The sequence below is a fragment of the Funiculus sociatus GB2-C1 genome, assembly GCF_039962115.1.
Taxonomy (GTDB): domain Bacteria; phylum Cyanobacteriota; class Cyanobacteriia; order Cyanobacteriales; family FACHB-T130; genus Funiculus; species Funiculus sociatus.
The window spans coordinates 1-12,422 of record NZ_JAMPKJ010000108.1 but is presented as its reverse complement, the minus strand read 5'-3'; the positions used below and the strand labels follow the sequence as shown (position 1 = coordinate 12,422).

Genomic DNA, 12,422 nt, shown 5'->3' with positions numbered 1-12,422 from the left:
AACTCCGGCTCAGTTCAGCCAATGAGATAAGCAAGGGTTATGAATAACGGGTAGCAATCGCCTTTGTTCAGTCCCCATAGTACCCCAGCGATGACTTTTGCAAGAGGTCTAATTTCTCTGTGGGTACATCAGGGACAGCCCAGAGGGAGACAATTACACCAACAGAAAATTAAGAAACGCTAGGTTTAGATTACGATCGCCGTGCCATCAAACTTGGTGAGCGTGAAATAATGGTCTTCATTGTAAGTCGTCTTTTGCTCCTCAAGGATACCGATAGCGATCGCTTCCCCTAGCTTCACCGACTCAGTATAATCAGTGCGCTAGTGAACGCCTGCCGCATTGCGACCGATAGAAATGTTAGAAGCAAGCTTAGCTTCCGCAACGATAGGATTGCTTGTTCGCGAATTTCTTGGGCTGCGTTGCGACGAGTAAACTGGTTGTTCATAAAAATTTTGCGACAATTGCTCGTTTGGTTAAAGTTGTTTTTTGTTGCTCAATTGGAATTTCTATTTACCTACCGGGTGAATCACCCTACATTGCATAGGCACTTTTTGATTCCGTCCAGCATCCTAACTTCTGTCCAAAGTCTCGTGACAGTCGCCTATTCTGGTGAAACACATTTGAGGTAGCTCATTTGGGTGACAGGAGGATGGCTGGGGGCTGGGGACTGGTGAGTAGGGACTAGGTAAGACTTTTCCCCAATCCCTGTTCCCCAATTCCCCATTCCCCATTCCCAACTGCATATGTAAACTAATGTTTAGAGCGTCTTAATTGGGCATCACGCCTTTTTCAGGCAGCGTTTTACCAGAAAAGTTATTGGGAGGCAGTGTGATTGAGAATCATACCTGAGCAGCGCATCACCATTTCCCTGTCTAACATCCTGCTGATTTTAGCGATCACTTTAGTAATGGTGTTGCTGTGGCAGCTGCGGAGTTTGGTAGTCATCCTGATGGTTGCAGTGGTCATGGCAGCCACTATTGCACCCGCCATCGATCGCGCAGAACGCTTGCAAATGCCCCGGTGGTTGGCAGTTATCACCGTCTATTTAACGCTAATCGCTATCGTCACTGGCGCAGGTTTGGTAATCGGCCCTACAGTGGTGGAGCAGAGTCAACGCCTTGCGGTCAATACTCCTATATACCTGGAAAATCTCCGGATACAAGTTGAAAATTTTCTGGTTAATCTCAACGCCGCACGACCGGACTTAGCCCGCCGCCTCCTTAATACCCAATCTCTTACTAACTGGGTAATTGGTTCCAGCCAACAGGTGCTGCTGCGTTCTTACGGCATCACACGCGGAATTATCGGCGGCGTTTTTAGTTTTATTTTGGCGTTATTGATTTCCGGCTACATGGTGGCTGGTAGTCAAGAACTGGTTAAAAGTCTGGTGCAGTTGTTTCCCTCGCCTTGGGACGAACGTCTGGCGGCGCAAGTCGCACCCGCCAGCCAGCGAATGGGCAGTTACATCCAGGGCCGAGTTTTGGTGTCAGCGATTTTGGGGGTAGTGATTACTCTCGGCTTGCGAATTTTGGGACTATCGGAATTTGCCTTAGCCTTGGGTGTAATCGCTGGCTTCACAAATTTAATCCCCTTCCTTGGCCCTGTTCTGGGAGCCGTTCCTGCCCTCATCGTGGCAATTTCCCAAGGTGGGTTAACCTTCCTCTGGGTGCTGCTGTTGTTCGTGATTATCCAGAATTTGGAAACTTATGTGCTTGACCCCCTGCTGGTGGGTTCTTCAGTGAAAGTCTACCCCTTGTATCAACTCTTAGCGGTTCTAGGAGGAACGCAGGTGTTAGGTATTGTTGGCGCGGTGATTGTCCCCCCTTGGGTGGCTGGTGCTGCGGTGCTGGTGGAGAATCTTTATTTAAAGCCCAAACTGGCAGCAGAACAACAAGCCCAACTAGCCGCCGCGCCTCCCCCGCCGGATTCCTCAACTCCTGTACCCAACCATTCTTCACCATTAAGTAACGGGTAGCCAAAAGAGTTTCTTTTAACGCACATCTTGCGCCTGTTGCATTAACCCGCCTGAGGTTAAAACCCCTCTTTAATAGCTAAAGTCCTTTTGCATAGGACTTTAGCTATTAGCCCAGAACTTAAGCTCCGGGCGGATTCTGCGGCTTCCCCGAATGGTGCAAGTCAATTACATCCCTCTTTGGTACTGTCTTGGTAAACATAAAGTTTTAAGACAGGTAGTTGCTTTCATCCCAATAAATTTCGTAGCATATGTTACAGAAATAAATTTGATATAGCCCACTAGGTGAGGCTATCAAGCGCCTTGAGAGCAAATAGCCTCAACTGCGTGCCGTTTTGCTTATCGGAGGGAAGACAGATATGAAATTGGATTACCGTGAAGTAGGGTTACGTCAGCGTACTTTTAACTGGTCAACCCCATCGGAGTTAGATTACCAAGAGTCGATGTGGGTACAGCTGCTGGAGCTTCCGAGTAGTTTCAGCTATGATGAGGCACTGCTACTGTGTCAGAAGTCTGAGGATGAATGGGTAGCTTGGATTCCCGATCATGGTGAAGCTGTGCTGCATACAAGTCAGTTTTGCAAAGCTTGTTAGCATTTGAGAGCGATCGCATCCTCTAAAGCCTGTTAAACTCTACACTCAATAGGTTGCGCGATCGCTCTCCCACCCAAACCAGCCAAAAGACGCTCAGTTAGTTATTAGAATTCTCCCTAAAATCACTTTCCTTGTCTGGGAAAGAATCCTCTATCCTTGGCAAGTTATCATCTTTGAGAACAGGTGAGTTCAAAAGCCGCCGCCTGTTCAAAATTTCGATTTCTCTTTCCAGCTTCTCCCGTCCTTGCCTAAAAAACTCTTGCGAACTTGAAGGAATTAAGTCGCGATTGAATTGTTGTGCTTGTGCAGGAGATATCGAGTTGAACTCTGGGTTAGCAGTAGCAGGAGTCTGTCCGCCAAATAAGGAAACGGACGTAATTAACAAAGCAGAAGTCCCGGTAATATGGGCAAATAGCGGTTTCAAAATAGTTTTCATTTGATATGAAAAGAATTAAGTAATCTATAGCAGCCCTAAACAAGTGAAATATTTTTTTGTTTGTAGCACAAGCGTCATGCCTGCGACAGGTAAGGACTGCTATATATAAATCTTTGCTCTTACCCCAGCAAAGAACATCATTCTTTTGGGTCAACCAATCAGGCGATGCCAATTTGCTTGATATTGGCAACTTTCTCACCTGTTTAGCAGTATTAATCTGAACCTACTGTAGCGTGGGCAATGCCCGCCAATTGACGAATGGTAGGTTACTGGTGATTTCGCAAGGCAAGCTGCTAGAGTAAGCGTAAATATAGCAGCAAAATCAAAAAATGGTATAAAAAGCCTTTCAGAGCTAAAATCCTGCTATTGGGTTCCTCCAACCAGAAAGAAGTAATGACCCAAACTAACCAGAAAGCAGAGTGCCAAGAAAGCCTTTTAACAGATGTTGACCCATCTACGATAAACACCTTTGAATTTACCATTGTTGGGCAACTTGCTGCCGTTGAAAAAGGGCTGTGCCTTGTGTGCCGAGATTCCACAACGATAAGCGTTAGTAAGCCTAAAGAAGAATACCCCTCAGGGGAGATGTTATGGCAGGTAATTCCTAGCACAGATTCCACAGGCACAATATCAAATTTGAGTATAGTTGATGTCAAGCCAACTCCCACAGAAGACGCGATCGCAGACGTTTGTCAGATTGTGGGACGGGTGGTGCAACTTGGGAAGCGTCATCAGTGCGTACAGTTCAAGGTAAAGCGTCCCGGCGAAAAAACCCTAAAGCTTACTTTACTCAACCCAGACTCCCAGATGAAAGTGGGTCAGATGTGGTCTTGTACTGCTGTGCGTGTGGGATGCGCCCTCCACGTTAGGGAAGGAATGCGGTTGGAGGAAACAACAGAAACAACGGATAATCAACCATTATCGAAGGAGTGCGATCGCAACTCAACACCAGAATCCGCATCATCCCTATCCGCATCATCCCTTCCTTTATCCCCTGAACCCCAAGCCCCTACCCATCTAGCAACTGCGGCGCTAGAACAACTATCCAGTGAACCAGATAACTGGTTACTTTCAACCCCAACTCGTCGCCGAGTAGGGTGGGAGTGGGAAGCAACAAATAGCTTGACTGGTCAACGAGCAAGAATTCACGTAGGCGGACGGTCATCAAAGGCTAAAATCTATCATTACCCCCCGCCTGCATCTGATTTACCAGTCGCAACAGACGCTACACAACTCGTAGTTCGACCGTTGGGGGCAGCTTTGGGAATCGGGGCTTCTTGCTTCCAAGTCGAAATAGGCCCTTACGAAATTGTATTGGATTGTGGCACTCGTCCCAAAGGATACGACCCTCTCCCAGCGCTGAATTACCTAAAAAACCCCGACTTACTTCTCATTTCCCACGCCCATCAAGACCACATCGGCGCTGTACCAGTCTTTCACACCAGATTTTCTGGTGTGCGGATGATTTGCACTCCAGGTACTAGAGAAATTGCTCACATCATGTTGCAAGATTGCCTGAAGGTGCAGCAATTAAATGAGGATAGTCCGGCGTTATTCGATAAAGCTGACTTAACTAGCACTTTGTTCCGTCTGGAAACCCAACCCATTGGCACAGACTTTGAACCTTTACCAGGACTAAAGGTGAGGTTTATCAATGCTGGTCACATTGTTGGGGCAGCTTGCATCTATCTCAGGTATGGAGAGCGGAGTCTGCTGTATACGGGTGACTATAACACCAGCAGTTCCCGAACGACGGAAGGATTGCGTTTGGCAGACTTGCCCCAAGCGGATATATTAATTACCGAGTCTACCTATGGCGGTGATACGCATCCTGCTAGAAAGAATCAAGAGACAGCTTTGATTAGCGCGATCGCATCCGTTGTTCAAGCAGGCGGTAATGTTCTGATTCCCGCCTTCGCTCTTGGACGCGCGCAGGAAATTTTACTGGCAATTCGCACATCTGAATTATTTCACAAACTCTCTATCCCTGTCTACGTGGATGGATTGGTGCGGGCGGTGACAGATGTGTTTCGGGACAATCTAGAATTACTGCCTTTGAAGGTGCAGAATTTCGCATCGCAGAAGCAGGAACCATTCTTTGATGAAAAGTCCCAGCCACCGATTATCCCGATAGCTTCGCCCAGAGAAAGACCACTTGCGATCGCTAAACCCAGTGTAATTGTCGCCAGTTCCGGAATGCTCACCGGAGGGCCATCAGTTTACTATGCAACACTTCTATTAGAAAGAGAAAATGCTGCCGTCTTTATTTCCGGCTACACTGACGAAGAATCACCCGGTAGAATGTTGCAAAACCTGCAAACAGGCGACACCATCGAATTAGACGGGAAAGAAATTACCGTCAGAGCGCAAGTCAAGCGGTTTAACCTTAGCGCCCACGCCGACAAAGTAGGATTAACACAAGTAATTCACCGCGTTAATCCCAAACACCTGATTTTGATTCACGGTTCTCGCGACGCTTTGCACGAGCTAGCGCGTTCCGGAGAACTGCAAAAGAAACACTACATCCACATCCCCGCAGTTGGAGAAGCAGTTGAATTTGGATCTGTACCTGCCCATATTTCTCGATCTCGCGTCGCCCAAATTTCCCTACCACAAGAATTTGAGGTAAACGTTGAAGCCGAAGTTGATGGTGCTTGGTTGCGTATCCCCGCTTCAGTAGTAGAATCTGACCCCCGTTGGCAAATGTTATCCGCCAAAGGCATACTCAGAGCTAAGTGGGACGGTATTAATCTAAAGTTGAGGCCCTTAAACGAGCAGCATTTGGCAATAGAAACGGCGCAAGTTTCCGGAGTTAAATGTTGTGCGATGTGTCAGCACTTTAACAATAAAAAAAGTCAATGCCAATGTGCTGATAGTCCCCTCTCAGGATTAGTCGTCGATCCAGCAGGACATTGCCTAGAATACACTTCCTTAGAAGACACTACTACATATCCTCGCTCCCAGGCTGAGCCTGAGAGCGCACTCTGGGAGACTCACCCTTCCCCAACAGATGAGGCTCCTGATGATTGGGATTCCCAGCCTGAGACTCTTAACGAGAGATACGCCTTTTTAGGAGATTTCGACGACTTAGAGGATTTTATGGAAGGTGACGACTCGATTAATTACCCTGAGTAGTGCTGGGTTTCGTTCCTCAAACGCCACGCCCGTCAATAGGGGAAACCCCGCACGGGGGTGGCTCCCCAGCCTACAAAATTTCTCTTGTTTTCCTCCGCACTCTGAAGAGATGCGGTTTCCAACATTCGAGATACCTTTCATGATTGCCTTTTTTCAATCTCCCTGCGGATATTCATCCCATAAACTTGTTGTCTGACGCAGACTCAAATGCTCGCCATGTCCCAAAATCAAATGATCCAGCAGAGGAATACTTAAATATTGCGCTCCTATCAACAACTGGCGTGTCAGATTAATATCTTCTTCACTTGGTTCAACACTTCCAGATGGATGATTGTGCGCTATGATTAGCCGCGTTGCACCCTGGCGAAGCACCTCCCGGAAAATTTCGCGGGGAGGAGCCAAAGTTTCAGTCGCGGTGCCAATAGTAATGACTTGAGTGCCAATCAAGCGATTTTTGACATCCAACAGCACCACTGCAAATCGCTCTTGCACCTGCCACATCAAATCGTGACTTAGCGCTGCTGCTGCTGCTGCTGGAGAATCGATAGTAGTGCGATCGCCTGGACGAGATTGAAACGCCCGTTTTCCCAACTCAACCGCCGCCAGAATTGTCGCTGCCTTTGCAAGCCCCACACCAGGAATCTTCATCAACTCCTGAACGCTAATATCCCGCAGCATTTCTAAAGGATCGCGCTGGTGTTGACTTAATTCCTGTAATATGTATTGCCCAAGTCCAACAGCTGACAGTTTACCATGTCCCTGACCCGTGCCTAACAGAATTGCAATTAGTTCAGCTGTAGCGAGATTTTTGGCTCCCTGAGCCATTAATCGTTCGCGGGGTCGCTCACTCAGGGGTATATCTGCAATTCTGAGGCAATAAGTCATAAATGCACTGGGAAAGACTATATTTAGTTTTCCCAAATATCACCAAATTTAAGAATCCCAATTCTTAAATTTTTAACTTTGAATTCCCGGCTGGTGAATATCAGCTGCCTTGAGCATATGATACGCTACGAGTAACTGCGTCAGAGCCAACGGGTAACTCTGAAGCGTTTCCCCAGTTGTACCAATAAGCTTACCAATATCGGGGTTTCCTTCCCGGCTACAGAAAGGCATTAAAGTTGGTACTGTGCTGCATAGAACTCGCTCTACCTGCACAACCTGTTCGCTAGTAGCATGACCGTCAACTTCAAGCACATCAACTGGCTTGCTCATATCCCGGTCTAGTTCCAGACGGATTGGCGATTGAGAATTGTCACTCCCTGGACTCAAAATATTGGTCATGTCTGGATGTGGAATAGTCGGTCTAAGTACCAAACGCACATTCAGATGGGAATTTACTTCTTGTGTATCATCCTGAGGCGGGTAGAAAGTTACTATCATATCTGCCCACTGACGCTGAGGACGGATAAACTCTTCTGAGTCAGATTCCCGTTTTTGCAGTTGTTCGAGAACCTGTTCTCTTGTGTAGCCGCGCTTCATGGTATCGCGCTTGATTTTCCACTCGTATCGCAGTTCTTCCGGCGGTGCGAGATACACTTTCACATCGTAGCAATCACGCGCTAGACGAGTAGAATAACCGAGCAATCCTTCAACAATCACATACTTACTTGGTTTGATATACTCTGGCGGATCGAAGGCTCCTGTGTGGTGATTATAAATTGGTTTAAGTATGGGTTGTCCGTTTTGTAGCAGGGACAGGTGCTGTTCCATGATATCCACGTAGTTGCAGTCTGGGTGCAACGCCGAGATTCCTAACTCAGCACGTTGTTTCCTGTCGTAGCGGTGATAATCATCAGTACAGATGACTGTGACATCCTCTTCACCCAAGACTTGAGCAATTCCCTTCGTCAGTGTTGTTTTACCAGCGGCGCTGTCGCCGACTATGCCAAGAATAATTGGACGATGGGTCATAATTCCTCCAGGTCAAGAGCAAATCCAGAATGGTTTAATTTTAGGGAGGAATGGGGCGCAACTCAATATTGTTAAATGTTGTGTTGATTTTGGGTAAATTTCTGTATCTAGGTATCCAATTTACCAAGTAGTGCAGTGCCATCTGCGGCGACGCATATGGGAAAATTTCAATGCTTCGATGGGCGCGATCGCATCCGACAATTAAATCATCGGCAAATTATTGGCATTTTCCCCCAAATACCCATATCACTCATCCATAAATATTGCTAAAAAATATTTATCACGTTGGGCAAATATCCTAAAGCTTCAACCTTATATAGCAGCCGAATTTTCAGCTTTTATATCTGTAAAAATTTGGGTATTGTTTGGATAAACTGAGTCGCATCCAGCAGTTACAGCAGCAGATTGAGGCGTGGCAAGCGATGCGGTCAAAGTTGGGAGGGGGTGAGTGAGCGATCGCATTTTACGGAATGCTGGTTAACAAGGAGTGAGTGCTTCTACTCTGTGAAACCCTATTTTAGGCTTATCATCTTAGTAGTAGTACATATGTACTAAAATAAAAAATAAAGGTAGTAGTTGGCTAAAATAGCCTTGCACTACCCCTTATACTGAGGGGCGTATGAAAGCTGAGCTTCTCAAGAGAATTTTTAAAGCGATCGCTACTTCCGACACAGAGGCGATTGACAAACTGACGTACCTAGTGATTGAGGAAGAGCGCAGCAAGGGACATACGCTGCTAGCTGACCAGTTAGAGAACATAAAGAAAAAGAGCCAGAAGGAGAAGCCTGCTTCAAACACTAAGCCAGCCTCTTTGGTATCGGAAAACCTACAGGCTCTGAGTGAACTGCCAACCAGTAAGCGGTTCAATCTTCCTTTAGTCACCGTCATGCCAAGGGACAAACTGCGGCATCACATGGTGCTGCCTGATGCTGTTGAGAAACGTTTCCAGCGAATTGAGCGCGAATATGCAGCAAGAGATAGGCTAGCTCATCATGGACTGCGCTATAGGCAAAAAATTCTTTTGTACGGTTCTCCAGGTTGTGGAAAGACTTTGGGAGCAGAGCGTTTAGCTTGGAATACAGGTTTGCCACTCGTCAAAGTTCGATTTGATGCAATGGTGTCGTCTTTTTTGGGCGAAACTGCAAGCAATTTGAGACTTGTATTTGAGGATGCCTCAAAAAACCCTTGTTTGTTGTTTCTTGATGAATGTGACTCGATTGCTAAGTCACGCGAAGATTCTCAGGAAGTAGGAGAAATCAAGCGAGTAGTTAATACCTTTCTCCAAATTTTAGATGAATATGAGCCTTCCTCTGGTCTTCTAGTAGCAGCAACAAACCTCAACAAATCTCTTGATACTGCCCTTTGGAGACGGTTTGATGACTTGATAGAAGTACCCAAGCCTGGAGAAAAAGAGTTAGGATTTATACTGAAAGATACACTATCTGCAATTGAAGTAGGCTCTATCAACTGGTCTAGTATCATTAAACAGATGGAAGGTTTTTCTGCTGCTCAAGCTGTGAGAGTTGCACAAGATGCAGCTAAACGAGCAATTCTTGAGCGAGAGGAGCTAGTTATTCAGGAACATTTAGAAGAAGCTATTAAAGAAATCAAAGTGTCCTGAAATTTATTTTTGGTGTCTGGAGAACTAAATGGTTGAACGCTCTGAGCGGTTTCCGCATATCCAGCTTAACCTGACAATACAAGGAACGGCTGCATCTCCACAGGGAGGAAAAAGAGAACAAAATCCTCAAACTACTGCAAATTTAAGTGATAGATGGGGACATGGAACTAAGCTAAAGAGTTCAGTAGACTCCTTAGTTTCTTATTGGCAAGATACTCAAGAAAAACGCGAGGAAGAAGGAAAGCCCTTACTTCCTGAAAAAGCTGTACCTATCATTTTACAGATTGATCCCACTGCATTTGATGCAGAAGAGCTTAGAAAATATGGAATTGAGGTAATTGCTGAATTAGAAGATGGGTATATTATTGGTGCCTCTGCTGACGATTCAGATTTTAGTAAACTACAAAAAAAGATAGAAAAATTTATTAATGAAGAGACAGGGGGTAAAAAAGTTTCGGAGATATGGGACATTCTGGATGGGACTAGGAGACCAGAATATATCCTCTCACCAGAATTGCTAAATCACTGGAATCAGATTGGAGACAAGTATATATATATTGTGGATGTAGGAATTGCCTGTGTAGGTACTAAGTCACAATTACCTGATTTCCAAAAACGCAAGGAAGAAGAGAGTGATGAAAAATACACTAAAAGAATTAATAATTGGATAAATAAACGTAATTTCACTTATCAGCAATGGGATGATCTTAAATCACAACGAGAAGATGAATTTACAGATTTTGTTCAAGAGTATCAAGGAAAAATTTTAGATTTTAGAGATGGTGATACTCCTAAATATGCTGAACTACCAGACAGCTTTTCTTGCCGTATTCAAATATCAGGCAAAGGTTTAAAAGATTTAGTTTTGAACTTTCCTTATATTTTTGATGTTACTGAGCCAGATGAATTTGCTGAAATTCTTAAGAGGGAAGGATTACCTGATGCTGCTCCTCCACCGTTTCAGCTCGAACCACCAGAATCAAACGCTCCTAAAGTATGCGTGATAGATAGCGGTATTCAAGAAAGACATTCTCTTCTCAAGGCAGCAATTGATTCAGAAAACTCAAGGTCTTGGATTCCTGGAAAGACTGAAGAAACGGCTGATTATGTTAGTAATGGTGGACATGGAACTAGAGTAGCTGGTGCAGTGCTGTATCCCAAAACTATACCTCGTAGTGGCGCAGAAAAAGCTGTCTGCTGGATTCAAAATGCCAGAGTTCTTGACGATAAATGTAAACTACCTGAGCAGCTATTTCCCCCTACTCTATTGGCTGATATTGTGGAGTTTTATTACGCAAATAAAACTGGAACGAAGATTTTTAACCACTCTATTACTGGCTCACTTCCCTGCCGAACTCAATATATGAGTGCTTGGGCAGCGGCTATAGATAATCTGACCTGGCAAAAGGATATTCTTTTTATTGTGGCAGCAGGCAATTTACCTTTAGATAGGCTAGACAGGAAAAGTGGTAAAACAAGATTATCTGTGAAAGAGCATCTTGAAGCAAGTCGGCTCTGGCCAGATTATTTGTTAAAAGATTCATGCAGAGTTGCTAACCCTGCACAAAGTTTTCAAGCTTTAACTGTCGGCTCAATTTCTTCAGCTTCTTATCATGTACCACCTTATTCTTCGATATCACAAAAAGATAAACCCTCAGCATTTTCATGCTCTGGTTTAGGAATTTGGGAGACGATTAAACCAGAAGTAGTTGAATATGGTGGAGATTTAGTCAAAGATGAATGTACACCACCCAATATTACTTACCCTAAAAATGTTTGTCCTGAATTAGTGCGCTCAACTTTGAATGCTGGTCCAGCAGTTGCTGCTGATACTGTGGGGACATCATTTGCAGCACCAAAAGTGAGCCATATTGCGGCGTGTCTTGCTGCTGAGTTACCTGATGAAAACTGTCTTCTATACCGTGCACTGATAGTACAATCAGCTAGATTACCAGAATGGGCAGAGGAAAAACTAGATACTATTCGTTTAATGGGTTATGGTATCCCAAATCTTGAACGTGCTTTGAATAATTCTCTTAGTCGTATCACTTTAATCACAAGAGGTGAGCGTCTTATTAGGGCTAGACAAGCTCATGTTTACCAAGTAAACCTGCCAGAACAATTACGAACTCAAGGAGAAGATTTTGATATTCGCGTGGAAGTCACCTTATCTTACAAAGCACAACCACGTCGTACCCGTAGAAATCGCAGAAAATATCTTTCAACTTGGCTTGACTGGGAGTGTAGTCAGAAAGGAGAAGAGCCAGAACGATTTCTGAATAGGATTTTAAAGGAATTAGATTCTCCTAGAGATAAGGGAGAGGGATTTAAATGGACTCTTGGTAAAAAAACAAAAAAGCATGGAAAAATTGAGGGTGTCTCTAGAAGTGCGGGCACTCTTCAGAAAGATTGGACTACCGTAAAGTCATTTGAACTTACAGAAGCTTTTTGTATTGCAGTAGTTGGACATGAAGGTTGGAACAATGATCCAGATGCTACTGTTCCCTATTCGCTCGTGGTTAGTTTTGAGGCTGTAGGAGTTAATATCCCGATTTATGCACCACTTGTTGAAGCTCAAATCCAACCAGAGGTTCAACCACAGATAGAAATTCGGTAGTCCTGCATAGTAATGATAACGCCAGTTTTTCATTCTATAGATAAACTGGCGTTATATTCATGAATAAAATACCAAATAGCTCCTATATGATTGGAGAGTTTTTTAGAGAACGAAAGAGTTTTTCTTACCAAACG

The 12,422-nt window shown here is 44.8% G+C and carries 10 protein-coding genes and 1 pseudogene; 6 read left to right on the top strand and 5 right to left on the bottom strand.

The annotated features are described in order from the left end of the window. Positions 1 to 841 precede the first annotated feature (841 nt). Together NDI42_RS27630 and NDI42_RS27625 are read left to right on the top strand one after the other, a co-directional pair. Positions 842 to 1,975: an AI-2E family transporter gene (locus NDI42_RS27630; RefSeq protein ID WP_190456708.1), complete on the top strand. Its 1,134-nt coding sequence runs from the start codon at positions 842 to 844 to the stop codon at positions 1,973 to 1,975. Positions 1,976 to 2,331: 356 nt separating this feature from the next. Then, complete coding sequence (locus NDI42_RS27625) at positions 2,332 to 2,565, top strand: hypothetical protein (RefSeq protein ID WP_190442773.1); 234 nt, start codon at positions 2,332 to 2,334, stop codon at positions 2,563 to 2,565. Between the two features lie 97 nt (positions 2,566 to 2,662). On the opposite strand, the gene NDI42_RS27620 is transcribed toward NDI42_RS27625, so the two are convergent. Further along, the gene (locus tag NDI42_RS27620) at positions 2,663 to 3,001 is read right to left on the bottom strand and encodes a hypothetical protein (RefSeq protein WP_190456707.1); all 339 of its coding nucleotides are present in this window, start codon (positions 2,999 to 3,001) and stop codon (positions 2,663 to 2,665) included. Positions 3,002 to 3,394: 393 nt separating this feature from the next. Here NDI42_RS27620 and NDI42_RS27615 point away from each other — a divergent pair, with 393 nt between their 5' ends. After that, positions 3,395 to 6,136 (top strand): MBL fold metallo-hydrolase, encoded by a 2,742-nt coding sequence (locus tag NDI42_RS27615; protein ID WP_190456706.1) that lies wholly within the window; start codon positions 3,395 to 3,397, stop codon positions 6,134 to 6,136. A 153-nt stretch (positions 6,137 to 6,289) separates the two neighbouring features. Here NDI42_RS27615 and radC read toward each other — a convergent pair whose 3' ends face one another. Then, positions 6,290 to 7,021, bottom strand: a complete 732-nt coding sequence (gene radC / locus NDI42_RS27610; protein ID WP_190456705.1) for a RadC family protein — start codon at positions 7,019 to 7,021, stop codon at positions 6,290 to 6,292. A gap of 72 nt (positions 7,022 to 7,093) precedes the next feature. Further along, on the bottom strand, positions 7,094 to 8,050 hold the full coding sequence (locus NDI42_RS27605; protein ID WP_190456704.1) for a phosphoribulokinase: 957 nt from the start codon (positions 8,048 to 8,050) through the stop codon (positions 7,094 to 7,096). Between the two features lie 135 nt (positions 8,051 to 8,185). Here NDI42_RS27605 and NDI42_RS27600 point away from each other — a divergent pair, with 135 nt between their 5' ends. Beyond that, the gene (locus NDI42_RS27600; protein WP_348231833.1) at positions 8,186 to 8,320 is read left to right on the top strand and encodes a hypothetical protein; all 135 of its coding nucleotides are present in this window, start codon (positions 8,186 to 8,188) and stop codon (positions 8,318 to 8,320) included. 42 nt (positions 8,321 to 8,362) lie between these two features. Here the strand turns inward: NDI42_RS27600 and NDI42_RS27595 are convergent, their stop codons facing one another. Then, entirely contained in the window at positions 8,363 to 8,512 is a 150-nt protein-coding gene (locus NDI42_RS27595) for a hypothetical protein (RefSeq protein ID WP_190456703.1), read from the bottom strand. 157 nt (positions 8,513 to 8,669) lie between these two features. Between NDI42_RS27595 and NDI42_RS27590 the strand changes: the two genes are divergently transcribed. After that, the gene (locus NDI42_RS27590) at positions 8,670 to 9,671 is read left to right on the top strand and encodes an ATP-binding protein (RefSeq protein WP_190456702.1); all 1,002 of its coding nucleotides are present in this window, start codon (positions 8,670 to 8,672) and stop codon (positions 9,669 to 9,671) included. A 28-nt stretch (positions 9,672 to 9,699) separates the two neighbouring features. Next, positions 9,700 to 12,288, top strand: coding sequence for a S8 family peptidase (locus tag NDI42_RS27585; RefSeq protein WP_190456701.1), 2,589 nt, complete (start codon positions 9,700 to 9,702; stop codon positions 12,286 to 12,288). Between the two features lie 29 nt (positions 12,289 to 12,317). Here the strand turns inward: NDI42_RS27585 and NDI42_RS27580 are convergent. Continuing rightward, positions 12,318 to 12,422: pseudogene (locus NDI42_RS27580) on the bottom strand (IS1 family transposase); the annotation flags it as partial.